This is a genomic window from Pseudoalteromonas sp. SWXJZ94C (assembly GCF_015864385.1).
Lineage (GTDB): Bacteria > Pseudomonadota > Gammaproteobacteria > Enterobacterales > Alteromonadaceae > Pseudoalteromonas.
The window spans coordinates 40,269-65,981 of the sequence record NZ_JADYXF010000007.1; the positions used below are offsets into that span (position 1 = coordinate 40,269).

Annotated in this window: 24 protein-coding genes; 13 read left to right on the forward strand and 11 right to left on the reverse strand. The window is 38.6% G+C overall.

Annotation, left to right across the window (positions count from 1 at the left end):
• Positions 1-23 precede the first annotated feature (23 nt).
• The 7 genes from I6F65_RS04355 to zapB form a co-directional block, all read right to left on the reverse strand.
• The gene (locus tag I6F65_RS04355; RefSeq protein WP_197111704.1) at positions 24-863 is read right to left on the reverse strand and encodes an amidohydrolase; all 840 of its coding nucleotides are present in this window, start codon (positions 861-863) and stop codon (positions 24-26) included.
• Positions 864-873: 10 nt separating this feature from the next.
• The gene (locus I6F65_RS04360) at positions 874-1,602 is read right to left on the reverse strand and encodes an SDR family NAD(P)-dependent oxidoreductase (protein ID WP_166108772.1); all 729 of its coding nucleotides are present in this window, start codon (positions 1,600-1,602) and stop codon (positions 874-876) included.
• 21 nt (positions 1,603-1,623) lie between these two features.
• The gene (locus I6F65_RS04365) at positions 1,624-2,112 is read right to left on the reverse strand and encodes a peptidylprolyl isomerase (protein WP_024610454.1); all 489 of its coding nucleotides are present in this window, start codon (positions 2,110-2,112) and stop codon (positions 1,624-1,626) included.
• Between the two features lie 65 nt (positions 2,113-2,177).
• On the reverse strand, positions 2,178-3,650 hold the full coding sequence (locus I6F65_RS04370) for a LysM peptidoglycan-binding domain-containing protein (protein ID WP_024610455.1): 1,473 nt from the start codon (positions 3,648-3,650) through the stop codon (positions 2,178-2,180).
• 55 nt (positions 3,651-3,705) lie between these two features.
• Positions 3,706-4,728, reverse strand: a complete 1,023-nt coding sequence (locus I6F65_RS04375) for an MBL fold metallo-hydrolase (protein WP_197111706.1) — start codon at positions 4,726-4,728, stop codon at positions 3,706-3,708.
• A gap of 63 nt (positions 4,729-4,791) precedes the next feature.
• Positions 4,792-5,097 carry a cell division protein ZapA gene (locus I6F65_RS04380; RefSeq protein WP_024610457.1) on the reverse strand — a complete coding sequence of 102 codons (306 nt, stop codon included), beginning with the start codon at positions 5,095-5,097 and terminating at the stop codon, positions 4,792-4,794.
• On the reverse strand, positions 5,097-5,327 hold the full coding sequence (gene zapB / locus I6F65_RS04385) for a cell division protein ZapB (RefSeq protein ID WP_024610458.1): 231 nt from the start codon (positions 5,325-5,327) through the stop codon (positions 5,097-5,099). The genes I6F65_RS04380 and zapB overlap by 1 nt, the downstream gene beginning before the upstream one ends.
• Positions 5,328-5,565: 238 nt before the next feature.
• On the opposite strand from zapB, the gene I6F65_RS04390 reads away from it, so the two are divergent.
• Positions 5,566-6,405, forward strand: a complete 840-nt coding sequence (locus I6F65_RS04390) for a 23S rRNA (adenine(2030)-N(6))-methyltransferase RlmJ (RefSeq protein WP_024610459.1) — start codon at positions 5,566-5,568, stop codon at positions 6,403-6,405.
• Positions 6,406-6,464: 59 nt separating this feature from the next.
• Here I6F65_RS04390 and I6F65_RS04395 read toward each other — a convergent pair whose 3' ends face one another.
• The 3 genes from I6F65_RS04395 to I6F65_RS04405 form a co-directional block, all read right to left on the reverse strand.
• Positions 6,465-7,277 carry an META domain-containing protein gene (locus tag I6F65_RS04395; RefSeq protein ID WP_166108776.1) on the reverse strand — a complete coding sequence of 271 codons (813 nt, stop codon included), beginning with the start codon at positions 7,275-7,277 and terminating at the stop codon, positions 6,465-6,467.
• A gap of 135 nt (positions 7,278-7,412) precedes the next feature.
• Positions 7,413-7,979 carry an alkylphosphonate utilization protein gene (locus tag I6F65_RS04400; RefSeq protein WP_166108777.1) on the reverse strand — a complete coding sequence of 189 codons (567 nt, stop codon included), beginning with the start codon at positions 7,977-7,979 and terminating at the stop codon, positions 7,413-7,415.
• Between the two features lie 79 nt (positions 7,980-8,058).
• Complete coding sequence (locus I6F65_RS04405) at positions 8,059-8,808, reverse strand: ABC transporter substrate-binding protein (RefSeq protein WP_024610461.1); 750 nt, start codon at positions 8,806-8,808, stop codon at positions 8,059-8,061.
• A 168-nt stretch (positions 8,809-8,976) separates the two neighbouring features.
• On the opposite strand from I6F65_RS04405, the gene I6F65_RS04410 reads away from it, so the two are divergent.
• The 7 genes from I6F65_RS04410 to I6F65_RS04440 all read left to right on the forward strand — a co-directional run bounded on the left by I6F65_RS04410 (position 8,977) and on the right by I6F65_RS04440 (position 18,314).
• Positions 8,977-10,245 carry an EAL and HDOD domain-containing protein gene (locus tag I6F65_RS04410; RefSeq protein ID WP_024610462.1) on the forward strand — a complete coding sequence of 423 codons (1,269 nt, stop codon included), beginning with the start codon at positions 8,977-8,979 and terminating at the stop codon, positions 10,243-10,245.
• A 2-nt stretch (positions 10,246-10,247) separates the two neighbouring features.
• Complete coding sequence (locus tag I6F65_RS04415; protein WP_166108779.1) at positions 10,248-10,862, forward strand: paraquat-inducible protein A; 615 nt, start codon at positions 10,248-10,250, stop codon at positions 10,860-10,862.
• Positions 10,863-10,956: 94 nt separating this feature from the next.
• On the forward strand, positions 10,957-11,319 hold the full coding sequence (locus I6F65_RS04420; RefSeq protein ID WP_331461414.1) for a hypothetical protein: 363 nt from the start codon (positions 10,957-10,959) through the stop codon (positions 11,317-11,319).
• 259 nt (positions 11,320-11,578) lie between these two features.
• Complete coding sequence (locus I6F65_RS04425; protein ID WP_197111708.1) at positions 11,579-12,955, forward strand: TolC family protein; 1,377 nt, start codon at positions 11,579-11,581, stop codon at positions 12,953-12,955.
• Positions 12,945-14,537 (forward strand): efflux RND transporter periplasmic adaptor subunit, encoded by a 1,593-nt coding sequence (locus I6F65_RS04430; RefSeq protein WP_197111710.1) that lies wholly within the window; start codon positions 12,945-12,947, stop codon positions 14,535-14,537. The genes I6F65_RS04425 and I6F65_RS04430 overlap by 11 nt, the downstream gene beginning before the upstream one ends.
• An 8-nt stretch (positions 14,538-14,545) precedes the next feature.
• Positions 14,546-17,665: an efflux RND transporter permease subunit gene (locus I6F65_RS04435; protein WP_024610467.1), complete on the forward strand. Its 3,120-nt coding sequence runs from the start codon at positions 14,546-14,548 to the stop codon at positions 17,663-17,665.
• Positions 17,666-17,858: 193 nt separating this feature from the next.
• Entirely contained in the window at positions 17,859-18,314 is a 456-nt protein-coding gene (locus tag I6F65_RS04440) for a hypothetical protein (RefSeq protein WP_024610468.1), read from the forward strand.
• A gap of 177 nt (positions 18,315-18,491) precedes the next feature.
• Here the strand turns inward: I6F65_RS04440 and I6F65_RS04445 are convergent, their stop codons facing one another.
• Positions 18,492-18,998: a glycine cleavage system protein R gene (locus tag I6F65_RS04445; RefSeq protein WP_024610469.1), complete on the reverse strand. Its 507-nt coding sequence runs from the start codon at positions 18,996-18,998 to the stop codon at positions 18,492-18,494.
• A 380-nt stretch (positions 18,999-19,378) separates the two neighbouring features.
• Between I6F65_RS04445 and I6F65_RS04450 the strand changes: the two genes are divergently transcribed.
• From I6F65_RS04450 to I6F65_RS04470, 5 genes are all read left to right on the forward strand, one after another.
• Positions 19,379-21,613 (forward strand): ABC transporter permease subunit, encoded by a 2,235-nt coding sequence (locus I6F65_RS04450; RefSeq protein WP_024610470.1) that lies wholly within the window; start codon positions 19,379-19,381, stop codon positions 21,611-21,613.
• Between the two features lie 15 nt (positions 21,614-21,628).
• The gene (gene pstA, locus I6F65_RS04455) at positions 21,629-23,278 is read left to right on the forward strand and encodes a phosphate ABC transporter permease PstA (RefSeq protein WP_024610471.1); all 1,650 of its coding nucleotides are present in this window, start codon (positions 21,629-21,631) and stop codon (positions 23,276-23,278) included.
• A 27-nt stretch (positions 23,279-23,305) separates the two neighbouring features.
• On the forward strand, positions 23,306-24,133 hold the full coding sequence (gene pstB, locus I6F65_RS04460) for a phosphate ABC transporter ATP-binding protein PstB (RefSeq protein ID WP_024610472.1): 828 nt from the start codon (positions 23,306-23,308) through the stop codon (positions 24,131-24,133).
• 46 nt (positions 24,134-24,179) lie between these two features.
• Positions 24,180-24,881 (forward strand): phosphate signaling complex protein PhoU, encoded by a 702-nt coding sequence (gene phoU / locus I6F65_RS04465; protein WP_024610473.1) that lies wholly within the window; start codon positions 24,180-24,182, stop codon positions 24,879-24,881.
• Between the two features lie 150 nt (positions 24,882-25,031).
• Positions 25,032-25,709 (forward strand): TIGR00153 family protein, encoded by a 678-nt coding sequence (locus I6F65_RS04470; RefSeq protein WP_024610474.1) that lies wholly within the window; start codon positions 25,032-25,034, stop codon positions 25,707-25,709.
• The last annotated feature ends 4 nt before the right edge of the window (positions 25,710-25,713 follow it).

Here is a 25,713-nt window from a genome sequence, read left to right on the forward strand (position 1 = left end):
TAATTTAATATAACGACTTTTACTCATACTTGATAGTAGTGTTTGGCATTCGCGTAGCCGAGGCTGTGCCATACTTTATCGCTTGAGCACAATGCTTTACGACAGTGCCATAGATTGCTGTAGCTTGTATTTATTTGGCACACAGGGAAGTTGCTAGCAAACATAATACGCTGCTCACCAAAGTGATTAAAAAGAAAATTAAAACATGTTGCTTGCTGTTGGCTGGTGAGATGTAGTAATTCAAAACCAGAAAATTTAATCGCAATATTGTTATATTGAGCAAGTAGCTCAACAGCTTGTTGCCAAGTATTTAAATTACTAGGCAGCCCTGCGTGATTAATTATAATTTGAAGTTGCGGTAACTGCTTAGCGTAGTAAGCCACTTGTTTGGTTATTTCGCTGTTTTCAATATCAAATTGCGCTTCAAAATGCAGTTGGGTATCTGATAATGTTGTTAGATTTTTAAAGCTATTAGCGCTTAATAAACGTTTTGCATCAGCACCTTCGGTTATATCTCTAATGCCACATAAACTAGGATGAGCTAAAGCTTCTAACGAGTTTATAAACTGTTCAGCTGGTGAGTCAATTTGGTTGTAGCTAATGGCTTTAAATGGAATATCTTTTAAATGCGAGTCTAGCCAGTTTAGCTCGTTAATAGGGGATGTGTTATCAAACCCTGCTTCTATATGAACAAGCCCTGCTAGTTCAAAGTCGGTACTTTTAATAAGTTGCTGTGCACTTACTGGCTTTTTTATTTTATCTAAATTTGGCCAGGCTGGTGGATGAGTTCCTTGTAGCCATGAGTACTGACCCTCTACTAAGTTAAAAAAGTGTACGTGCGGGTCAATAATTTTTATGCTCATTGCACTGTACTCATTGGGCTGTGTAGCCACCGTCAATACTTTGCAGACTGCCGGTAATAAAGCTGGCGTCGTCGCTTACTAAAAAGCTCACAAGGGCCGCAACTTCATCAGCTTGACCTAATCTGTTAAGTGGTTGCAGGCTTGCTTCCTCAGCAACTATTTCAGCTTTGTTTGCGCCACTTTTTGCGCAGTATGCATCTATTGCGTTATGAAACAACGGGGTTTCTATTGTGCCAGGGCATACCGCATTTGCTCTAATATTAAAGCTCGCGTAATCAAGCGCCGTTGTTTTAGCCATTGAGGCAAGGGCATGCTTTGTTAGGTTATATGCAAAAGAGTTTTGCTTACCTATAATTGCCTGATCGGATGCGACTAATATAATAGTGCCGCCATTTTGCGCTTTCATGCTGGGCAATACGCTTTGTACTGCCGCATAAGCGCCTTTAACATTAAGCGCAAAAAGCGCATCGAGAGTTTGCTCATCGGTGCTTTCTATATTTGCGCTTAAATGTTTTCCAGCATTAGAAACAAGTACATCAATACGTTGGTTTTGTTCACAGATTGCATTGATACAGCTTTGTACCGCTGATACATCACTTACGTCACACTGATGAAATGTACCAGTTTCGCTTGGCTCTATATCAAGGTTATGTACTTTATAGCCATTACTTAGCAAGCGCTTTACTACAGCTAAACCAATACCTTTTGTACCACCTGTAACTATTGCAACTTTAGACATACTTACTTCCTTTATTGCTAACTAGTGAGAGTGACCACAGCCGCCTGCAGCGTGCACGTGTCCGTGAGAAACTTCTTCACTTGTTGCTTCACGTACTGATACAACTTCAACATCAAACGTTAGCGTTTTACCAGCAAATGGGTGGTTTAAATCGCAATCAGCATTAAAACGACCAACCTTAACAATAGTTACCTGATGACGACCTTGGTTAGAGCTAACCATTGCTGTCATACCTGGTTTCCATACTTTAACGTCGCCTTGTAAGTGCTTTAGTGGGATACGTTGAATCAAGTCATCAACACGTTCGCCGTACGATTCACTTGGCTCTAGGGTTACACTAAATTTTTCGCCAGCTTCTTTGCCTTCAAGTGCTTTTTCTAAACCAGGAAGCATACCGTCACTGCCATGAATGTAAGTAAGTGGCGCTTCGCTTGTACTTGTTTCTACTTGCTCACCGGCTTCGCTAAGGGTGTAATGAAATTCAACTGCTGAATTTTTACTAATTTGCATGCTTGTCTCTTTAAATTTGACTATGTTAGGGCGTAATTTTACGCGAAATATATTCGTTTATAAACTTAACGTGGTTGATTTAACGTTTTTTGTAGATCTAACAGTAAATCTTTTTCTATTGGTGCTACTTTTGGTTTTTCTGCTTGAGGGATAAACAATATTAATGAGGTGCCAGGCGTTAACACGCTTGATGCAGAAAGTTTATTCCACTTAGCTAAATCACTATGAGGTACATCGTAAAGTTGACCAATGCTCCAAAGAGTGTCTCCCTGCTTTACTTCATAATCAATCTCGAGAGTTGGAATAGCCACTTCTTGATACTCTAGATAGGGGCTTATTTTATAATCAACCGTTAATGATTTTGGGAGTGTTTTGGGTTGTCCTACTAATAACTTTTCACCAACGCTAATTTGGCTCGTTTGCTTATTGTTTAAATGCTGTAATGCGGTTACTGACATATCAAAATGTCTAGCAATACCATAAAGGGTATCGTCTTGTTTTACTATGTATTCGCCAGCAAAGTTAGATCTAAAAAACTGACTTTTTAGTAGCGTTTCTTGCCCAATAGGAAGTAGTAATGTATGCGGACCATTAGGAGAACTCTGATTTTTTAGATAGCCTTGATTGAGTGAGTGTAATTGTTTTGAACCAACACCGGAGAGTTTAGCGATTACCGAAAAATCAAATTGCTGTCCCACATTCATAGTCGTTGTAAGTGGTTTATAGGCTAATCGTGGACGGTTAATTCCTTTTTGCGGATGTTTTACTAAATAACTAAGGGCAAGTAATTTAGGTACATAGTCGGCAGTTTCTTTAGGTAAATCTAATGACCAATAATCGGTGCTTTTACCGCGTTTTTTATTTTTGTCTATTGCGCGTTTAACACGTCCTTCACCACTGTTATAAGCCGCAAGAGCATGCAGCCAGTTACCATCAAAACGCTCATGTAAATAGCTTAAATAATTAAGCGCAGCATCGGTAGAGGCAAGTACATCTTGACGACCGTCATACCACTGATCCGATTTAACACCAAAGTGGTGTGCGGTTGCTCCAACTAATTGCCAAACACCAACGGCTTGCTGTGATGATGCAATTGTTGGTCTAAAATCACTTTCAACAAATGGCAATAGTGCAAGTTCCATAGGTAACTGCTTTTGCTCTATTTTTTTTACAATATGATACAGGTAAGGAGCAGCGCGCTTACTAACTGTAGGTAAATAGTTGGGTTGTTTTAAATACCAGTTAATACGACTTTTTAAAGCACGATTTTGATACACCGTAAAATGTAAGTTATTAGCAATGTGCACCCATAAATCAGTTGTTCTCGGTGGGCGCTTTTTAATAACCGTTCTTTTAAGTGGTGGTGTTATTTTCTTACTAACGGTAGTTGGTTGCTCTGTCTGTGGTACTGGCTCATTTTGATACTCGTAGCTAGGCTCAAAATGAGTAAATATTTGTGGAGCTTCTCGTAACTCTGGTTCTGTGGTTTCGCAACCAAATAAAAAAACACCCAAAAAACATAAGATCAAACAGCGCATAGTGATCACTTTTATAAATTCCTTTTATTATTTTAACACAATCCGTTGTGTTGAGTTACTGCGTACTTTTAGCGCGAGCTAGCCCTGATTGTAAAAATAAATTACTTGATTTAGCGCTAAGAGATTCTTCTCTATAAGGCTTCATTACTTCCTCAGGAAAAGACAACATAAGTTGCTCTATAGTCTGCTCTTTATTGTTTTTAACGTGCTCAGTCATTGCTGTTAAAAACGATAAGGGTTGCTTGAGCTGAGATTTATTAAGTGTCCCGCCGTGACCAGGTATAATTAAAGTAAGTTTATCATCATTAATGTATTGCTTAAGAAGTGCTTGCCAACTTTCAAGCTCACCATGTCCAGGGTAGGGAAGCCAATCAACGCTATCACCACCAATTAAAATACTGCCATTATTAGTGCTAATAGTTAAATCACCATTGGTATGTGCTTTATGGGGTTCAAGTGTTATTTCAAATCCACCTAAATTAAGAGTTCTGCTTTTATTTATAGTTATTTGCGGTGTATTTAATTGGTATTCTTGCCAGCGAAAAAGTCGTTTTTTGGCTAAATCTAACTTTGCTCGCCACTGAGGTTGCTCTTCTTTTGGAATATTTGCCAAGCGTTGATAGCTCAGTTCAATACTTTTTTCGTAGCTATCGAGCTGGTCGCTAAATGCTTTTTGATACACACTAAAATTTTTGTCTACTTGCTGATGAACAATCAGTTTAGCGTCTGGATAAAAGTGCTGCATAACCGCCATACCAAGCAAATGATCGTCATGATAATGCGTAGCAACTAAATAGCATAAAGGCGTTTTAAGGCGTTTTTTTAAATCATTGGCTAATTTCTCAACCGCAGCGAAGTTTCCGCTGGCATCAACAAGTAATGCACATTCATCGCCTTCAATAAGAAGTTGATTTGAGTCGTAAAAGCGTAGTTTATTTTCTTGTTTTAAAAATTGTATGTTGGGGTTTATTGTCTCCCAGCTAACCGCTGCATTTGCTTGTGTAGCTAAAGCAGATAATGAACACAAGAGAAGTAAGTGTTTACATGAGGTGATTATAGAAGAAAGTGATAACTGCATTTAGTATCTCGACGCTGGCGTTTAGTTACTTTAATAATAAACAAAAAGCGCAATTTGCGCTTTTTATTTTTTATGTTTGGGGTCACTTGCCAAATATTGACTGAGTTTGTCAACGAGTTGGTCTTGATGTTGCTGATCAAGGGTTGCCAGCGTTTTTGCTTCTAGCAATTCGTGGCTTAAGTTAAGCGCAGCCATAAGCAGAGCTTTTTGATCGTTTCTAACGGATGAACGCTGTTTCATTTGTTCAACTAAGTCATTTAGATTTTTAGCTGCTGCTATTAACGCTTCTTCTTGTCCTTCAGGGCAAGCAAATTGCTGCTCTTTACCTAGCAACTCAACAGTGACCCGCTGGTTTTGCAGCTCAGACATTAGCTAGCCTGTTGTGCGCTTTGTAGCTTATCAAGAAGGCCAGATAAAGTAGTGCTGGCATCTTTTTGTTTTTCTTCGTTTTCAAGAGCTTCTAGTTGTAGTAGCTCGTTTTCGTCTACTAACTTACTATTTTGCTCTTTTAAGCTAGAAACATCAGTTTGTAATTGATTATTACGATCAATTAGTGAATCGATCAGTTGTTCGAGTTGTTGAAGAGTGTTGTTATTCATAAATGCGCTCATATAACTGTAATTAATGTCATGCAAATGTAAAGCAAAGTGTGTTGATTTGCCAGCATTTACGGTGGTTTTAGCTGATTTTTCTTCTGCGTTAAGGGATAATTCATCATATGGGCTTTTTCATTCAGAAATGGTTCACTTAAACACTCTCATATAATGGTGTAAGTTGCCAAAGCACAGTGCTTATGGTTCACTTACGATATTAAATTGCGTATGGCGAAAATAAATAATGCTTAGTTATAGACACTCATTTCATGCAGGTAACCCTGCCGATGTACTTAAACATTTAGTGTTAGCACAGGTGCTAGGCTATCAAACAATTAAAGATAAACCGCTTGATTATATAGATACGCATTCGGGTGCGGGTTTTTTTGAATTAGCAGCCGCTGATGCGCAAAAAACACAAGAGTATCAAGATGGTATTGAAAAGCTCTGGCAGCATAAAAGTGAGCACGCTGCGCTTAATGAATATATTGATCTAATTAAATCATTTAACGACACTGATGAACTTGCGTTTTATCCAGGTTCTCCAAAAATAGCAGAGCACTTTTTGCGCCGCCAAGATAAAGGTTGGTTTTTTGAGCTTCACCCTCGCGATCTATTGTTACTTGAAGAAAACATGCAAGGTAAGCGCTCTATTCGTGTGCGTGGAGAAGATGGTTTTGCAGGTTTAGTTGGCTTGTTGCCACCAGCATCTCGCAGGGCATGTGTGTTAATCGACCCACCATACGAAATTAAAGATGACTACGAAACAGTTGTAAAAACCTTAGTTAAAGCTTACCAGCGTTTTTCTACAGGTACTTATATGATTTGGTATCCAGTTGTAGATAGAGAGCGCATTGAAAATATGGAGCAGGGTTTAATTGATTCAGGTATGCGCAACATTCAGTTATTTGAATTAGGTACTGAGGATGATACTGATGTGCACGGTATGACTGCATCAGGCATGATTGTGATAAACCCGCCGTGGAAATTAAAGCATACTATGGATGAAGTGTTACCAGAGCTTATGACTTTATTAAGTAAGCCAAGTGGCTTTTATCGCAGTGAGCAATTGGTAGACGAGTAATCCGTTAATATTTAAGTTACTGATATACGCCCAGCATACGCTGGGCTTTTTTTTATTAATTAAAAATATACAGCGCCAAAAGTAGCTAAACGCTTCCCGTCACTGTTATTTAGAGTGAGTGTTTCACCGGTGACTTGCCACTGGGCGCTTTTGTTTAATGCTTTAGATAATGCAGCTTCTTGGTCCATAGCTTCGCTGCACATTTTTTTTGTACTTCCGAGTTGATTAAAAGCAATGGTTTGCTTATCTAATTGGTAGCTTGCAGTAAAGTTGTTACACCCTAAAAAGCCATGTACCTTGTTGTTTTTATCAAACTGAATAAATGGTTCTTTAGTAATAACGTTAACCAGCTCTGCATTTAACGTTTTAGCTTTCCAGTAAGTATTTACTAAATCAACATTTGGCTTATTAGTTGAGGCTTTTGATAATTCTATTTTATACGGGTTAGTAGATTTTGACTCAGTAAAGGGGTTGTAATGGGCAGCACTCGTATACAACACGCGATCTTTATTAATAATACGGGCACTTAAGCTATAACGATGTTTAGAGTTAATTTTACTTGCATCGTATATAAGGTCAACAGTGTAAGGTGGCGTCTTGGTTATATCGAGTATTTGTTGGCTAATAATATCAACTCTTACATCCATTTTTGATACATCAGAAAGGGTAACTATAAGTTGTGAGCCTGGGCGTAGCATTGAGCGATCGGAGTAACTAACTTGTGTGGTTAAGATTGTCGTTTTTTTTACTTGCTCCGTGCTTGATGATGGAGTTTGTTGGTCGCAACCAGCAAGTATAAAAGTACCACAGGCTAGCAAACTAAAACCAACAAATGATTTTATAGTTGTATGTGCAGGTTTGCGCTTTGGCATAATTATCCCTAATTAAAAGTATTACTTAAACAAATTAAAGTAATTGTATTAATAAGTGACTTAATCATTGCTTAATTGGTTGTTTAAAATAAAAAAGGACGCAAATGCGTCCTTAATAAAATTAATTACTCGGTCTTATTTTTTAACGTATTTAGTCAAAATTACAATACGTTGACCATCAACTCGCCCTTCGATGTGTTCAGGGTTACTTGTTAAGCCAATATTACGTACTGCGGTACCACGTTTAGCGGTAAGGCTGCTGCCTTTAACATCTAAGTCTTTAATAAGGGTAACTGTATCGCCAGCTTGAAGTACTACACCATTGCTATCAACGTGCTTTACGTCGTCATCTTCTGCAAGTGCTTTTTTAGCCCAAGCTAGCGTGTCTTCTTCAAGGTAAATCATGTCTAGAGCGTCTTGTGCCCAGCCATTATCCGGCGCTAAACGCGAAAGCATTCTGTAAGCTACAACTTGTACGGCAGGAGTTTGACTCCACATGCTGTCGTTTAAACAATGCCAATGTGTTGGTGTTAGCTCACTACTGTTTTCGATTTGATCTTTACATGTTTGGCATGTGTAAATACATTTGTCTGAGTGGGTTTCGGTTACAGGTGGTACTTCGTAAACTGAAAGGTTTTCGGTTGCTGCACATAATTCACATTGACTACTACTGCGTTCAATTAAGGCTTTTTCAATACTCATGGAGGTTCTTTCTCGTTCTGGTCGAGTTAACATTTGTTGCTATTATACCCCATCATAGTGGCTTTGTGCCATTAGTCCCTTAATTTTGTGTGGGTATATTTGCCATATATTTATCGGCAACTTGCTGAATGAAGCCGCTGCTATGGAGGTTTTTAATAGCTTTGTTAATTGCTGGCAATAAAGCTTTATGTTTGCTCAATAAGCGTATTTTTAATAAGCCATGTGAATACTGCGGACCAAAAGCAATATCAACATTTAATTGTTTAGACCAATGTAAAGCGGGTAGTTTTCCAATAATTGCTACATCGACTCGTTTGCGAGCAAGTGCAATCATAAGTTCTTTTTCAGAAGGAAAATCTATGCGATTAAATAAATTATCGTTGTGATAGTAGTAACCTAAAACAGTGCCTACGTTTTTATTATATAAACTATTAGCGCTTTGCCAGTTATTAATGTTTTCAGACAGACTTACAACCATTTCTGTTGCATTAACTAATGGCTCAGAAAAAATATATTGAGGGTTGTTTCGCTCACTTTCGGGTAACCATTTAAGTGTAATTACATCAAAATCGATTACTTCATCTTGAAGGTATTTTGTAATTCGTTTTGTTGGTAGGTTTACGTGCGATGCTGATATATCTGCATCACTAAGTATTTTTTCGATAATTTCTGGCAGTACACCAGGCTCTACAGGGTTATTTGTATAATAAGGGTAGTAGTTCCCTGATGAAGTAATATTATATTTTAAAGCTGGGTTATTTAATTCAGCTAATATAGGAAAAGAGAATAATAACAAGCAGGCTATTAATAGCCCTTTTAAGTTAATCAAATGCTTTCCTTAATAGGTTTAAATTTAGTGAAACTATAACTTTAGTGTTAAGTATTATAGTTTTTTTGTAACGAATAGTATATTTATACTATGTATATTCTATGCAGCTTATATTAAAGTGTTAGGATTAATGGTGAACATTAAAGCGTCTTATAAAGGTTATATATATTGAAACCCTCAAAAAAATTGCCTGAACAACCGGTTATTACACAATATGTAGCTAGGCAGCCTATTTTTGATGCTGCTAAAGGCGTTTTTGCATATGAGTTGCTATATAGAGATTCATCAAATAATGCGTTTCCGGTTGGCATGAGCGACGAAAAGGCAACGAGTCGCTTATTTTTTAATACACTAATGTTAGTTGGAATTGAAAAATTAACCGCTAACCATCGAGCATTTATTAATTTATCAACTGATGCACTGCTAGATGACTTCCCTAAATTATTAAAACCAGAAACTGCGGTTATTGAAATCGTAGAGCGTGTAGTTAATATAACGGCTATTGCAAGGCGTGTGCAGGCATTAAAAAAAGAAGGTTATATTTTTGCATTAGATGATTACGATGGCGATATTAAGTGGGAGCCATTATTAGCGTTAGTTGATTATATAAAAATAGAAGTTGATGAAGCCATCATCAAAACAAATATGCGTGTTAAAAAACTCAAACGTAATTACCCTAAATGTAAGGTGATTGTTGAGCGTATAGAAACCCATGAGCAATTTTTGACGCTCAAAGGCGCCGGATGTGATTACTTTCAAGGGTTCTTTTTTTCACGCCCTGAGATGCTAACGTATAACAGCGTTGATCCCTCTAAAGTTACAGTATTTGATTTACTAAAATGCACTTCTAAAGACTCTTTATGTTTTGAAGAAATACACCAACGAGTAGCTCGAGATATAGGTATTACAGCACGTATTTTAAAACTGGCGAATGCACGCTCTGGTAATAGTAATTTAGTAATAACATCTATTTCTCAAGCTGTTGTTTATTTGGGTGAGGATACAATACGTCAGTTTGTACGAGTTTTAGCATTAAGTGATTTGGGAATTGATAAGCCAACAGAGCTTACTAAGTATGCTCTTATTCGTGCAAGATTAATGGAGCTAATTTTAAGCGAGCAAAATGTTGAGTTGGCGCAGCAAGGTTATTTGGTGGGCTTGTTTTCGATGCTTGATGCTATTTTAGATATAGAATTAAGCGTTATTGTAAAAGAGTTTGCACTTGATGTTGCTATAAACAATGCATTATTAGCTCACACTGGTGTGCTCGGTGATTGTTTGTTACTTGCTAAAGCAATACAAGAAAAAGACTGGGTAATTGCAAGTTATAAACTTAAACAGGTAAACCCGCAAATCTCTATTGAGAAAGTTTATAGCTTTGTTTTAGAATCGATGCTTTATAGTGATGATGTTATTGAAGTTGTGGCTGGTGATTAAGTATGCGTAATTGGTTATCTGTTTTAAGTATTATAATCGCGCTTGGTTTATTGTTTCCTGGTATTACAAAACCGGTATTAACAATAGAGGGCAACATAGATAAATCAAAACTAGCGCAAGCGGGTATTGAAATGCTGGCTGAAGAGGGCGATGGTCGAACTCGCAGCATGCTAATGATGTTCTCGAACATGCTAGGGCTTGATAAGCTAGAAGGCGAGATTAGCGCCTATAACAAAACACAAAGTATTTTAGGCACAGTTAAAGAGCTTGCTAGCAATAATAATTTATTTGTAGCCGCTTTAGTGGGGTTGTTTTCTATTGTTATTCCAAGCTTGAAGCTGCTATTACAATTGCTTTATTGTTGCCTACCTTTGAATAGGTTTAAGCAAAAGCTCGGTCTGGTTATTTGTGCGTTAAGTAAGTGGAGCATGGTTGATGTATTTGTTATTGCATTAATAGTGACTTATCTAGCAGGTAACGCCCATGGTAAAAGTGGCGAGCTACTTGTTATGAATGCACAATTTGGTGAAGGGTTTTGGTATTTTAGCGCATATTGTATATTTGCAATTATCGCGAGTAACTTAATTAAAACACCTGCTAAACCGCAGTCTATATAATTAAAGTATTTGTGGTTGCCGTTAGGTTACCTTACAATCATTTTAAAGTTTATTAAAAGGCATAATGTTGCAACGTTTTTACTCTAGTTTACTCATGATAACTTTGCTACTCACTTTTGTGGGTCAGGCAGTTGCGTCTGTAGCTATGGTATGCGAAATGCCACATATGCTAACTAAAACAGCAATGCATGCCCAAATGCCAATGGCACAAAGTAGTGATGCAACAGCTGTTGCTAGCATGTCTGATAATATGATGCAGATGGATTGTTGCGACGACGAAAGTACGCCACAAAATGATTGTAAATGCCCTATGAGTGGCTGCGCTGCTAACTCAATGCTTAATGTTGATACTTTATTTAGCGTTACTTTACTTGAATCTGAAAAAGTAAATGTACGTGTATTTACTACACAAATTAATATACCTCGTTCACTCTATCGCCCTCCTATGTCTGCTTAATAGCAGGATAGGTGTAATATCAATTTTATTGAAAACATGCTCATTCTAGCGAGTTAAATAACTCTCTAACTGCGTTAAAAATTACTTATATAAAGCAACTATACTGCGTAATTTTTTCCTTGTTATAGAGCTATTTCCCCTACCGCAATAATAGATCATTAATTCAATGCAATTGATATAAAAGGTTTTTGTAAAACTCCTAAACACCTTTTTTGCTTCCTAATTTAAGATTTTCTTTTATTTTTAGATGGAGCAGGTGATGAACCACGCTGTAAGTATTAAAGTCGTATTATGTAGTGTTGTGTTATTTAGCACCGCTGTTAATGCGCAAAACAATTCAAATAACCTAAATACCGAAATACTAAAGCAATCTAGTAATGAGCAAACGCTTAGCTTAACGCAAGCGCTTAATTATGCGCTAACGCATGAGCCATGGCTAAAAGCGAGTGGCTACCAAGAAGATGCCGCAATAGCGCAAAGCATTGCCGCAGGCACCTTACCCGATCCTGTTCTAACGGTTGGCTTACTCAACTTACCTACTAACGGTTATGCGTTTGATCAAGAAGGGATGACGCAGTTTAAAGTTGATTTGAGCCAAAAGTTTAGCCGAGGGAATAGTTTAGCGCTTAAACAAAAAGCATTAGCACAGTCTGCTCAACAATACCCTTGGCAGCGCGCCGATCGCTTAGCACAAGTAAAAGCAATTGTGATTGAGTCGTGGTTAAACGCGTATCGTGCTCAGCGTAGTATTGCTTTAATTGAGCAAGATAAAGGGCTATTTACTCAGCTTATTGAAATTACCGAAGCAAGCTACGCAAGTACCTTAGGTAAAACACGTCAGCAAGATATTATTCGTGCGCAATTAGAGCTCACCCGCCTTGAAGATAAGCTGGTTATGCTTGAGCAGCAGTTTGAAAGTGCTAAAGGTCGTTTAGCACAGTGGTTACCTATTAATATGCTTATGCAGCCTTTAGATACAGAATTTACTAAAACTGCGGGGCTTGTTGATTTTGCGAGTCTTGAATTTAATAAATTAATACAGTTGCTTATGGCGCATCCCGCAATTATTGCGATAGACAAAACCGTCACAGCAAAGCAAACTGAAGTTGCGCTCGCTAAGCAAAGCTACAAACCTCAAATGGGCGTTAATGTGGGTTATGGTTACCGAGATGATACCCCGATGGGTGAGTCGCGAGCTGATTTACTCTCGGTAGGGTTTAGTATTGATTTGCCATTGTTTACCGATAACAGACAAGATCAACAGGTTAAATCGGCTATTGCTAGTGCAGAAGCTACTAAAACACAAAAGCTGGTGGCGCTTCAAAAACTCAAAGGCATGTACTTTAAGGAGTTTAGCCAACTCGCTCGTTTGCAAAAACGCGGTGCGCTTTATCAAAATACGTTATTACCGCAAATGTCAGAGCAATCTCAGGCAACACTTAATGCTTATACACGCGACGACGGGGATTTTTCTGACGTGATGCGCGCGCGTATTAGTGAGCTAAACGCCAAAATTGACGCACTTAATATTCAAGTAGATCAACATATTATTACCGCCCGCCTTAATTATTATGCAAGTAGCTTAGACACCCAAGTAATGAGCGAGAAAACTGGAGAATTACACAATGAATACTAATTTAAAGTTACTTGTTGCCGCCTTAGTTGGCGCAGGCGCTTTTGGGTTAATTGGGGGCTTAGTAATGCAGCTTTTACCTAGTAACTCGCCAATGAATGAACAGCAAAATGCTGACAAACAACCCTTATACTGGGTTGCGCCTATGGATAGTAATTACAGGCGTGAAACGCCAGGGCTTTCGCCAATGGGAATGGATTTAGTCCCTGTGTATGAAAACGATAGCAACGCTCAGGATGGACCTGGTGCTGTAACTATTTCGCCTGCAGTCGTTAATAACTTTGGTGTAAGAACTGCCAAAGTAGAGCTTAAAACACTTCACAGCGATATAAATACTGTGGGTTATGTGCAGTATAACCAAGACCAACTTATTCATATTCATCCGCGTGTAGAAGGCTGGATTGAAAGTTTATACGTTAAAGCACAAGGCGCAGAAGTTAAAGCCGGTGAGCCTTTATATACATTGTACTCACCGCAATTGGTGAACGCACAGGAAGAATTTTTACTGGCGGTTAATCGTAATAATACCGTGTTAATTCGCGCTGCAAAGGCACGTTTAGAGTCGTTAAATGTGTCTGATGGATTTATTGAACGTTTACAAAAAAATAAAAAGGTAATGCAAAATATTACTTTTTACGCAAAGCAAAGTGGTGTGGTAGATGAGCTAACAGTACGAGAGGGCTTTTACGTTAAACCAGGCACATCAATGATGAGCATTGCCCAGCTTGATGAAATTTGGGTAGAGGCGGAAGTGTTCGAGCGCCAATCAGAACAAGTGAGCGTTGGTTTACCTGTAACGATGACGCTTGATTACTTAAAAGGTCAAAAGTGGGAAGGTAAGGTTGATTATATTTATCCCGCGCTTGATGCTAAAAACCGGACTCTGCGTGTAAGGCTTAGGTTTGAAAATGCAGATCATCGGTTAAAACCAAATATGTTTGCACAAGTGAGCATTCACGCTAAAGCGAGTAAGGCGCAATTTACAGTTCCTAAAGAAGCGGTAATTCGCACGCAGCATCAAAACCGTGTGGTTATTGCATTAGGTGAGGGTCGTTTTAAATCGGTAGAAGTAGACGTTGGGCAAATTAATAGTAATGAAGCGGTCATTTTGTCAGGTGTAATGACAGGTGACACGGTAGTGACCTCGGCACAATTTTTAATAGACTCTGAATCGAGTAAAAGCTCCGACTTTAAACGAATGGAAATGCCTGGCTCTGGTATCAGCTCTAGTATTAGCTCAGGTATGAGTTCGGATTCTGGTTCAGACTCAAATATGAACATGGATATGCAGCCACAAAACGCCACGGTTAACGGCACTATTAATGCCATAGATACACAAAATCGCATTATTAATATTAGCCGAGAAGCCATTGAAAAATGGAATCGAGAACCCGCCACAATGGACTTTGTATTAGCGCCAGATATTGATATTAGTCAGTTTGAAAATGCCCAGTATATTAATTTTACTTTTAGCATTATTAACGATGAATTTGTAATTACTAGAGCGCAAAACGCAGAGCCGATTGATCATTCTACTATGCAACCTATGCAACCTATGCAACCTATGCAACATAGTTCTCACTAGGAGCCATTATGATAACTGCCATTATTCGCTGGTCTGTTAGCAATCGCTTTTTTGTGTTGTTGCTTACATTAATTTTACTGGGTGGAGGATTGTTTGCGGTAAAAAATACTCCCGTGGATGCCTTGCCTGACTTATCTGATGTTCAGGTCATTATAAAAACCACTTACCCGGGGCAAGCACCGCAAGTAGTGCAAGACCAAGTTACATTTCCGCTCACCACAGCAATGCTTTCTGTGCCGGGTGCACAAACTGTAAGGGGTTTTTCGTTTTTTGGTGACTCGTACGTTTACGTTATTTTTGATGAAAAAACTGATTTGTATTGGGCGCGTAGCCGAGTACAAGAATACCTAAGCCAAGCAGCAAACCGATTGCCCGATAGCGCTACGCCAGAGCTTGGCCCTGATGCAACAGGCGTAGGTTGGATTTACTTATACGCACTAGTTGATAAAACAAATAAACACGATATTAGTCAGCTACGAAGTTTACAAGATTGGTTTTTAAAGTTTGAGCTACAAACCGTGCCTGGAGTCTCTGAAGTAGCTGCTGTTGGTGGCATGGTTAAGCAATACCAAGTCAATGTAGAGCCTGATAAATTACGTGCTTATGGTATCCCGCTTAGCCTTATTCAAACGGCTATTCAACAAGGCAACCAAGAGATGGGTGCCTCAGTAGTTGAAATGGCTGAAGCTGAATACATGGTAACAAGCACCGGCTACATTAAGAGTGTTGCCGACTTGGAAGCTATTCCGCTTGGCGTAAACGCTAATGGTACTGCGCTGCAATTGCGTGATGTAGCTGATATTCGAGTCGGACCGCAAATGCGCCGTGGTGTAGCAGAGCTAAATGGCGAAGGTGAAGTAACCGGCGGCATTGTTATTATGCGCTATGGCGAAAATGCACAAAAAACCATTGAACTCGTAAAAGCAAAGTTAGAATCGCTTAAAAAGGGATTACCAGAGGGCGTTGAAATAGTCCCTGTGTACGATCGTTCCAACTTAATAAATAACGCGGTAGATAATCTAACAAGTAAGCTAATTGAAGAGCTTATTGTAGTTGCCTTAGTGTGTGTGGTGTTTTTATTTCATGTGCGCTCATCACTTGTAGCGATTATTACGTTACCGCTTGGAATTTTAACGGCATTTATAATTATGTATTGGCAGGGGATTAACGCCAATATTATGTCTTTAGGGGGGATTGCAATAGCCATAGGCGCAATGACCGATGGCGCTATCGTCATGATTGAAAATATGCATAAGCATATGGAAAAAACGCCCCTTACCAACGAAAATCGCTGGGAAGTTGTGGCTAAATCGGCGAGTGAAGTAGGACCTGCATTATTTTTTAGTTTATTAATTATTACCGTCAGCTTTATGCCGGTATTTATTTTAGAAGCGCAAGAAGGGCGTATGTTTGCGCCACTGGCTTACACTAAAACCTATGCTATGGCAGCGTCTGCTGGGCTTGCGATTACCTTAGTGCCGGTATTAATGGGCTACTTTATTAGAGGTAAAGTCATTTCGGAGCAAAAAAATCCAGTTAACCGATTACTTGTTGCAGCGTATCGCCCACTACTTAACTGGGTGCTTAAATTTCCAAAAATGACATTGGTACTCGCGGTGGTTGTTTCTGTTATTGGCTTTTACCCGGTAAACAAAATAGGCAGTGAATTTATTCCGCCACTCGATGAGGGCGATTTAATGTATATGCCCACAACGTATCCAGGTTTATCGGTAGGTAAAGCGCGCGAAATACTACAGCAAACCGACAAGTTAATTGCCACAGTACCCGAGGTTAAAACGGTTTTTGGTAAAGTAGGGCGAGCAGAAACTGCAACAGATCCTGCACCTCTTACAATGATAGAGACGTTTATTCAGCTAAAGCCAAAAGACGAATGGCGCGAGGGTATGACTCTTGAAAAACTTAAAAAAGAACTCGACGGTTTGGTTAAGTTTCCTGGGTTGACGAATGCGTGGGTAATGCCAATTAAAACGCGTATTGATATGCTTGCAACGGGTATTAAAACCCCTGTGGGAATTAAAGTTGCGGGACCAAAGTTGAGTGAAATTCAAAAAATTGGTCAACAAATAGAAGTGCTTTTAAAAGATGTGCAAGGCACCGCATCGGTTTACTCAGAGCGAGTGGCAGGTGGACGTTATATAAAAGTAGATATCAACAGAGAAAAAGCCGCGCGTTATAGTTTAAACATTAGCGACGTACAACAAGTTGTATCTACTGCAATAGGTGGTACAAACGTAACACAAACGGTAGAAGGGCAAGAACGCTATCCTGTTAATTTACGTTATCCACAAGCATACAGAGACTCGCCAGAAGAGCTAATGTTGTTACCTATTGTAACGCCTACTGGGCAGCGTATAGCACTTGCTGATGTAGCTGATGTATTTATTGAAGATGGACCGCCAGGTATAAAAAGCGAAAATGCGCGCTTAAACGGTTGGAGCTTTATTGATATAGACGGCGTTGATATAGGTACTTACGTTGAGCACGCTCAGCAAGTGCTCGATAAAGACCTAATACTACCTGCTGGCTACTCAATTACGTGGGCTGGGCAGTACGAATATATGCAACGTGCTAAAGACAAACTGACTTATGTATTACCACTTACATTAGCAATAATTATTGTATTGCTTTACCTTAATTTTAGAAGCTTTGCTGAGGTCTCTATCATTATTGCTACATTGCCATTGGCGATGATTGGTGGCATATGGTTAATGTATTTAGAGGGCTTTAACTTTTCAGTTGCAGTAGGAGTAGGCTTTATTGCCTTAGCCGGTGTTGCGGTAGAAATAGGGGTCATTATGTTGGTGTATTTAAACCAAGCCTATCAAGAAAAGTGCCTCGAAGCAGAGCAAGCCGGAAAACCGCTTAGCTTAGTGCAATTACAGCAAGCCATTATTGAAGGTGCAGGACTTCGAGTACGCCCGGTTATGATGACTGTCGCGACCATTATTATCGGTTTATTACCTGTACTTTATGGTACAGGCACCGGAAGCGAAGTAATGAGCCGAATAGCAGCCCCTATGGTTGGCGGCATGGGCAGTGCAATTGTACTCACCTTACTTGTTATTCCTGCTGTTTACTTGCTGTGGCGCAAACAAGGACTTAAATAATAACAAAACGATAGAGCAATGCCGTTATTACCCGCGCATTGCTCTATAAAAATTACCTATAATTTGTAAGTTGTTCTATTAAATAGCGAGTTATTACTCATATTTAAATTAACCAACTGTTTTTAAATAGCTTTTTAATTGGCACGCTTTACGCAGTGTATTACCTATACAGTCAACTAAGTAAGGAATGCACATGCAAGTTAAAACAATTAAAGAGGTATACGATTGGACCGTTTTGTTTCATACGCAAATGGCGGCTAATTTCTATAGCGTAAAGGATTTACTCGATGAACATAATGCAATGCTGGTGGACTATTACCTAAATTACGAAAAAAAACTCGCTGAAGATTTAGTCGGGTTTAAAGCGATAACCGAAATAAATACGCTCGATACGTACAGTTATGAATACTTTGCTAAAAATCCTGAACTAATTACCTTTGAAGATATTAGTAAAGATCAGCAATTCGATGAGCAAGTTATTCAAGGCTATTTAGCACAGCAGCATCAAAAAGTGATTGAGCTATATGAATACTTACTTGAACGCGCCGAAACCGAAAGTGGGCAAGAAAAGCTTCAACAAATACTAGAGCTTGAAAAGCAAGGTATAAAGCAAATGATGCAAAGTACTAATCGTCATATGGATATGTAGCTTTACAAAAGAGCAGGGTTACTGAGTCTATCTTGCTCTTATTAGCTTTAAGGTGATTATTTAAAATAGCTGATGTTTACATCGGCTTATTTTATGTCTGCGTTAAATAACCTGCAGAGCATTTTGATGAGACTAAAATAACATGCGTGTCAGTTGTATGACACGCACAAAGGGAGGTTAAACTTCTTCCGTATCTACAATTAAATCACTTGTAATTGATTCCAATGCTTCAATAACTTCGTCTTTATCCATACCATTTGGCAAAGTAACGGTAGCAACAGCGCTAAAAATAGGCACTCCCCAATTAGGTGCACTTTGTTGTCTTGAATTTAAGTGAGTAATATTAGCGCCTTTATGGCGTATTACACTTGCCAATTCTTGAACAATACCAGGACGGTCGTTACCTGTTATGACTAAATTAATTTTTTCAAGAGACGAAGACTCAACTTCTGTATTACCTGTTTCTATACGTACGTCTAATTTGGGTAATGTACTTAATGCAATTTGTAATGCTTGAAAATGCTCTTCTGCTACCTCAAGTTGTATAATGCCTGCAAAATGACCTAGTAAATGACTTAAGTTACTACTAAGCCAGTTACCATTATTTTTTAACACAACCGATGAAATAGTTTCCACTAAACCGGGACGATCTTTTCCTAATATGGTTATAACCAACTGCTTCATAAATAATTCTCTTTTTAAGCCCAAAGAAAGTAAATGCATAGGCATTAAGTATGTTGTCTAATTTAAATTGTGTTGTCGCAATTTTTTATAAGTATTTGATTTTAAATTAATAAAAATGGATATAGTTGTGTTGACTATACGCAGTGTTAATAATCATTATTATTTACTAAGTACTCTTTTAGTATTGACCTCGATAAATACTTTGTCCAATTATTTTATAATTTAGTTCACTTATAAATTATCCATTTGAAGCTAATTTAGAGTTTTCCCTCGCTAGTTTTATTTAAAACCGTTTTAAAGTGCTTATTGTTACCGTTGTAACATTACTGTCATCTTGATGAAATATAATTTATACAACGTTAAGATATAAAGGTGTTTTGATGACTTCCAATCCGAATAAACCGACTTTTAATGCGGATCGAAGCCGTCTAATTAAAGATCGGGTTGCCAAGTTTGGCATAACCGCAGGCGGAGTAATGGTATTAATAGCGCTGCTATTAATCTTCTTTTACCTTCTTTATGTAGTACAACCAATTTTTGAATCAGCTAAAGTTGAAAAGCGCGATAGCTTAAATATTACGAATGCAGAACAAATAGTAGGTTTAGGTGTTGAAGAACAAACCGAGGTTGCTTATTTATTAAGTCAGCAAGGTAAAGTTGATTTTTATAATGTCGAAAAAGAGCATTTTGGCAAAAAGCTTAAAACACTTGATATAGCACTTCCAAGCGAAGTAAGCAGCTTTGCAACAAGCGCGCCGTTTCAAGGGCAATATGCATATGGTTTAGAAAACGGCACTGTAATGGTAGTCGTACCTAAATTTTTGGTTACATTTCCAAATAACGAACGCAAACTAACGCCACGAGTTGATTATCCGTTAGGTGAAATGGGGTTAGAAGTAGACGAGCAAGGTGCGGCAATAACGCGTTTTGCATTTAGTCATTATGAAGACAAAACAGCGGTTGTGGCGCTAACTGCCGATAAGCGTGTTTTATTTAGTAGCTTTATTGCTGAAGAAAATATGTTTAGTGGTGAAGTTGAGTGGGTTGTAGAGCGTACAGAGCTTGATGTTGAAGGTCGTGTAGATGAGCTTTTAATGTCACCAGACACCACTCGTGTGTTTGTTCGCTCGGCTAATCAAGTTTATGTATACGATACACGTGATCCAAGTGAGATAGAGCAAATTCAGTTACTTTCGGCTAACGAAGAAAATGCAAACATTGTATCGGCACAACTGCTAGCAGGCGCAAACTCACTTATGCTTGCTAACGACAACGGTGAGATTTCGCAGTGGTTTGAAGTAAACACCGATACGGGACGTGAATACCAAAAAATACGTTCGTTTGAAACAACTAAGCAAAGTAAGCTAAATATATTTACTGAATTTTACCGTCGTACTTTTTTTACTACCGGCAATAATGGTGAGCTAGGTGTGTATTACACAACGAGCGAAGCAAAATTATGGCAGGGTAAAGTAAGTGAAGGTGCAATTAAGCACTTTGCAATTGCACCGCGTTCAAATGCAGCGTTAATTTTAGCTGACAACAAGCTAACCGTATTAGAAATTCATAACGAGCATCCAGAAGTAACATGGTCAGCACTTTGGCAAGAAGTGTGGTACGAAGGTTACCCTGAGCCTGGTTATATTTGGCAATCAACATCAGCCAGTGATGACTTTGAATCTAAGTTTTCGTTAGTGCCTATATCTTTTGGTACTTTAAAGGCGGCTTTTTATGCCATGCTTTTTGCTGTACCTATTGCGCTTTCGGCAGCAATTTACACAGCATACTTTATGTCGAGCAAATTACGTAAAGTGGTTAAACCTACCGTTGAAATTATGGAAGCATTACCAACGGTTATTTTAGGTTTTTTAGCGGGTCTTTGGTTAGCACCATTAATAGAAGAACATTTACCTGCAATTGTTGGCTTACTCATACTATTACCTCTAGGTATGTTAGCGACAGGTTTAGCCTGGACTAAATTGCCAGCAAAAATTCGTCATAAAATTCCTGAAGGTTCTCATTCAATTATCCTTATTCCGGTTGTTTTATTTATTGGTTGGCTTTCGTTTGCTATGAGCGGAGTTGTTGAACTTTGGATGTTTGATGGCAATGTACGTCAATACTTAACGAACGAGCTAGGTATGACGTTCGATCAGCGTAACTCGCTGGTAGTTGGTATTGCGATGGGTTTTGCGGTTATTCCTACCATATTTTCGATTGCTGAAGATGCCGTATTTAGTGTGCCTAAGCACTTATCAAATGGTTCATTAGCATTAGGTGCAACGCAGTGGCAAACACTGGTACGCGTTATTTTATTAACGGCAAGCCCTGGTATTTTCTCTGCTGTAATGATGGGACTTGGTCGCGCAGTTGGCGAAACCATGATTGTATTAATGGCAACAGGTAATACACCTATTATGGATTGGAGCATCTTTCAGGGTATGCGTACGCTTGCAGCAAATATTGCGGTTGAAATGCCAGAATCGGAAGTAGGCAGTTCACACTATAGAATATTGTTCTTGGCAGCATTTGTACTATTCATATTCACCTTTATTTTCAACACAATCGCTGAATTTGTTCGTCAGCAATTGCGTGAAAAATACAGCTCAATGTAAGTGGAGAGACACGACATGGTAAAGCAGTGGTTTAGGTCTGGTTCTCCTTGGATTTGGATGACCGGTGGTGCAGTGAGCATCAGTTTAATTTCGGTTTTAGGTTTATTAGCAATGATAGCCTGGAAAGGATTAAGTTTTTTTTGGCCTTCAGAGGTTATGCAGTATGAGCTTGAAGGGTCAATTGCAAAACAAACCGTTATTGGTGAAGTATATGACCGTGAAATGGTGCCAAAAGAGCGTTTAGCAGCAACAGGCGTTGATGTTTCGGCATTCGATAAAGAAGAATTTGAGCGTTTACTAATTAAAACGGGTAACCGTGAATACGTAGATTTAGATTTTCGTTGGATATTAGAAACTGACATAAAAGAAAAGTCGACTCCAGCAGCGCTTGCAGTATTTGAGCGAAGTAAAAATGGTAACTTTTATGGCTATGTTGAAAGCGTAATTAAAGATGGTCAGATTGTTACTGGCGATAAGGTTACAACTTTACATGATCTTGTTGAGCGCGCAGTTGATTTAAATGATGAAGCACTTGATTTACAAAATGGCGACATTGGGCATATCAACTATGAACTTGAGCGCTTACGTTTAAAAGAGAAAAGCTATTTACTTGATAACGAATTAACAGATGAGCGCGTTGCTGAGCTTGCTCAATCGCGAGCAGATTTACGTGCGCAGTATGGTGTACTTGAAGAAGAGTTATTTGCTCTTCGTAAGCAAGCTAAACGTGACCATGTAACTGTAAAAGATATGCGCGGCGAAATTGTTACTATTCCAATGTATCAAGTACTCGATGTTTGGTTTCCGAACGATATGGGCTTTTTTGCAAAGTTAGGTCATTACTTTATACAGTTAGGTAAGTTTGTATCAGATGACCCACGTGAAGCTAATACCGAAGGTGGCGTATTTCCAGCAATATTTGGCACTGTGTTCATGGTTATGCTTATGGCTGTAATTGTGACGCCATTTGGTGTGGTTGCTGCTATTTACTTACATGAATATGCAGCTAAAAATGCAGTCACTAAAATGATACGCATTGCGGTAATTAATTTAGCCGGTGTGCCGTCTATTGTATATGGTGTATTTGGTTTAGGATTTTTTGTATATATGCTTGGTGGTAGCTTAGACCAATTATTTTATCCAGAATCGTCGCCAACCCCTGTGTTTGGTACACCTGGTGTTATGTGGTCGGCATTAACGCTCGCTATATTAACGTTGCCTGTTGTTATTGTATCGACTGAAGAAGGTCTATCTCGAATTCCAAGTACAGTACGTGATGGTTCATTAGCGCTAGGCGCTACAAAAGTTGAAACGTTATGGCGTATTGTTATTCCAATGGCAAGTCCTGCAATTATGACTGGTTTAATACTGGCTGTTGCACGTGCTGCAGGTGAAGTTGCCCCATTGATGTTGGTAGGTGTTGTAAAAATGGCACCAACGTTACCGCTTGATGGCAACTTCCCGTACTTTCACTTAGATAGAAAGTTCATGCATTTAGGATTTCATATTTACGATGTTGGCTTCCAAAGCCCTAATGTTGAAGCGGCGCGTCCGCTAGTATATGCAACGGCATTTTTATTAGTGACGGTGATTATTACTCTCAACATAACTGCTATTGGTATACGTAATCACTTACGTGAAAAATACAGATCGCTTGAACACTAATTAGTAAAGAATTTATAGGTAACAAACATGATTACAGTGGCTCCAAAAGTAAACCAAGCTAATAAAAGCTTAAAGTTAGACTTAGATAACTTAACTGATGACCAAAAAGCGTTAGAGATTAAAGACCTTGATCTTTACTACGGTGACAAGCAGGCGCTTAATAAAGTAAATATGAATATTCCTAAAGGTCAGGTAACGGCGTTTATCGGTCCATCGGGTTGTGGTAAATCAACGCTTTTACGTTGTATCAACCGCATGAACGATTTAGTGGATATTTGCCGAATTGAAGGTGAAATTATACTTCATGGTCAAAATATTTATGATAAAAGCGTAGATGTAGCAGCGCTTCGCCGTAACGTAGGCATGGTATTTCAGCGTCCAAATCCATTCCCAAAATCAATCTATGAGAATGTGGTATATGGTCTACGCTTACAAGGTATAAAAGAGAAACGTAAACTTGATGAAGTGGTAGAGCAATCACTTCGTGGTGCCGCTTTGTGGGACGAAGTAAAAGATAGGTTACACGATAGTGCCTTTGGTCTATCGGGTGGTCAACAGCAGCGTTTGGTTATTGCTCGCTCAATTGCAATTGAGCCAGAAGTGCTTTTATTAGATGAACCTACATCGGCACTTGATCCAATTTCTACTTTAGTAATTGAAGAGCTTATAAACGATTTAAAAAACAAATTTACCGTTGTTATTGTTACGCACAACATGCAACAAGCAGCGCGTGTGTCTGATCAAACTGCCTTTATGTATATGGGTGAGCTTATTGAATATTCAGATACAAATACTTTATTCACAACGCCAAACAAGAAAAAGACTGAAGATTATATTACCGGTCGTTACGGCTAGTTAGTACGTTATAGCGTGTTGTAAAAGTTTAAGAGAGAAAGTAATTATGGAACATAATATTAATAAGCACATTTCTGGTCGTTTTAACCAAGAACTAGAAAATGTACGTAATCATGTATTAAGTATGGGTGGTTTAGTAGAACAGCAACTAAACAGCGCACTTGATGCAGTTAGTCGTAATGATGCGGAACTTGCGCAAAAAGTACGTGAAAACGATTACAAAGTAAATGCAATGGAAGTGAGTATTGACGAAGAATGTACGCGCATTATTGCTCGTCGCCAACCTGCAGCTAGCGATTTACGCTTGGTTGTTGCAATTGCCAAGACGATAGCCGATTTAGAGCGAATTGGTGATGAAGCAAAACGAATTGCAAAAGTTGCACTAGACTCATTTACTAAAGATCAACAAGACTTATTAGTAAATATTGAGAATATGGGACGCCAAGTTTTAAAAATGCTTCACGATGTTCTTGATGCATTTGCTCGTATGGATGTGCAACGTGCATTTCAAGTTCATAAAGAAGATGCCAAGGTAGATAGAGAGTATGAAGCCATTACACGTCAAATAATGACCTATATGATGGAAGATCCACGCTCAATCCCGAAAATTATGGACTTAGTTTGGTCTGTTCGTTCATTAGAACGTATAGGCGATCGCTGCCAGAATATTGCTGAATACATTATATATTTTGTAAATGGCAAAGATATTCGCCATACATCTCAAGAAGATATAGAAAAATCATTGTAGATTTCATTATTTCGTTCTTTTGTATTAAAGCGACCTTGTGTCGTTTTATGCATTGTAAGCGCAAGTAGAACAATAAAAAGCGTTCACAAACGTTGTGAATGCTGTAAAATTCATGCCGCAAAGCATATCAATTTGATTAAAGGATCAGTTATGCCTACAAACGCGTTTTTAGGAGTGTTTGCAAAATCTCCTATCAAACCAATGGAAGAACACATCAAGAAGGTTCATCAAGCAAGTAAAGCTTTGATACCTTTTTTTAATCACGTATTTAAAGAAGAATGGGTACAGGCTGAAGAGCTTCGTATCACTATTCGTAATTTAGAGCGTGAAGCCGATGATATGAAAAGAGATATACGTTTACAATTACCGCGTGGTTTATTCATGCCGGTAGAGCGTACAGATCTGCTCGAATTAGTAACCCAACAAGATAAAATTGCTAACAAAGCAAAAGACATTGCTGGTCGTGTGATTGGTCGAGAAATGACCATTCCAAAAGTAATGCAAGCAGACTTTTTAACTTACTTAAATCGTTGTGTTGATGCGACAAAACAAGCATCAAAAGCAATTAATGAGTTAGAAGAGTTGTTAGAAACGGGTTTTAAAGGTCGAGAAGTGACCTTAGTAGAAAAAATGTTAGTTGAATTGGATGCCATAGAACAAGACACGGATGAAATGCAGATAAAAATACGCCGCCAACTACGTGCTGTAGAAGGTGAGTTAAACCCAATAGATGTTATGTTCTTATACAAAATAATTGAATGGGTTGGCGAGCTTGCAGATATTGCAGAGCGCGTAGGATCACGTCTTGAGCTGATGTTAGCTCGTTAATTTA

Bases quoted from the DNA above. Each gene is read 5' to 3' on its own strand.
- I6F65_RS04355 (WP_197111704.1), bottom strand. From the start codon at position 863: ATGAGCATAAAAATTATTGACCCGCACGTACACTTTTTTAACTTAGTA.
- I6F65_RS04360 (WP_166108772.1), bottom strand. From the start codon at position 1,602: ATGTCTAAAGTTGCAATAGTTACAGGTGGTACAAAAGGTATTGGTTTA.
- I6F65_RS04365 (WP_024610454.1), bottom strand. From the start codon at position 2,112: ATGCAAATTAGTAAAAATTCAGCAGTTGAATTTCATTACACCCTTAGC.
- I6F65_RS04370 (WP_024610455.1), bottom strand. From the start codon at position 3,650: ATGCGCTGTTTGATCTTATGTTTTTTGGGTGTTTTTTTATTTGGTTGC.
- I6F65_RS04375 (WP_197111706.1), bottom strand. From the start codon at position 4,728: ATGCAGTTATCACTTTCTTCTATAATCACCTCATGTAAACACTTACTT.
- I6F65_RS04380 (WP_024610457.1), bottom strand. From the start codon at position 5,097: ATGTCTGAGCTGCAAAACCAGCGGGTCACTGTTGAGTTGCTAGGTAAA.
- zapB (WP_024610458.1), bottom strand. From the start codon at position 5,327: ATGAATAACAACACTCTTCAACAACTCGAACAACTGATCGATTCACTA.
- I6F65_RS04390 (WP_024610459.1), top strand. From the start codon at position 5,566: ATGCTTAGTTATAGACACTCATTTCATGCAGGTAACCCTGCCGATGTA.
- I6F65_RS04395 (WP_166108776.1), bottom strand. From the start codon at position 7,277: ATGCCAAAGCGCAAACCTGCACATACAACTATAAAATCATTTGTTGGT.
- I6F65_RS04400 (WP_166108777.1), bottom strand. From the start codon at position 7,979: ATGAGTATTGAAAAAGCCTTAATTGAACGCAGTAGTAGTCAATGTGAA.
- I6F65_RS04415 (WP_166108779.1), top strand. From the start codon at position 10,248: ATGCGTAATTGGTTATCTGTTTTAAGTATTATAATCGCGCTTGGTTTA.
- I6F65_RS04420 (WP_331461414.1), top strand. From the start codon at position 10,957: ATGATAACTTTGCTACTCACTTTTGTGGGTCAGGCAGTTGCGTCTGTA.
- I6F65_RS04425 (WP_197111708.1), top strand. From the start codon at position 11,579: ATGAACCACGCTGTAAGTATTAAAGTCGTATTATGTAGTGTTGTGTTA.
- I6F65_RS04430 (WP_197111710.1), top strand. From the start codon at position 12,945: ATGAATACTAATTTAAAGTTACTTGTTGCCGCCTTAGTTGGCGCAGGC.
- I6F65_RS04435 (WP_024610467.1), top strand. From the start codon at position 14,546: ATGATAACTGCCATTATTCGCTGGTCTGTTAGCAATCGCTTTTTTGTG.
- I6F65_RS04440 (WP_024610468.1), top strand. From the start codon at position 17,859: ATGCAAGTTAAAACAATTAAAGAGGTATACGATTGGACCGTTTTGTTT.
- I6F65_RS04445 (WP_024610469.1), bottom strand. From the start codon at position 18,998: ATGAAGCAGTTGGTTATAACCATATTAGGAAAAGATCGTCCCGGTTTA.
- I6F65_RS04450 (WP_024610470.1), top strand. From the start codon at position 19,379: ATGACTTCCAATCCGAATAAACCGACTTTTAATGCGGATCGAAGCCGT.
- pstA (WP_024610471.1), top strand. From the start codon at position 21,629: ATGGTAAAGCAGTGGTTTAGGTCTGGTTCTCCTTGGATTTGGATGACC.
- pstB (WP_024610472.1), top strand. From the start codon at position 23,306: ATGATTACAGTGGCTCCAAAAGTAAACCAAGCTAATAAAAGCTTAAAG.
- phoU (WP_024610473.1), top strand. From the start codon at position 24,180: ATGGAACATAATATTAATAAGCACATTTCTGGTCGTTTTAACCAAGAA.
- I6F65_RS04470 (WP_024610474.1), top strand. From the start codon at position 25,032: ATGCCTACAAACGCGTTTTTAGGAGTGTTTGCAAAATCTCCTATCAAA.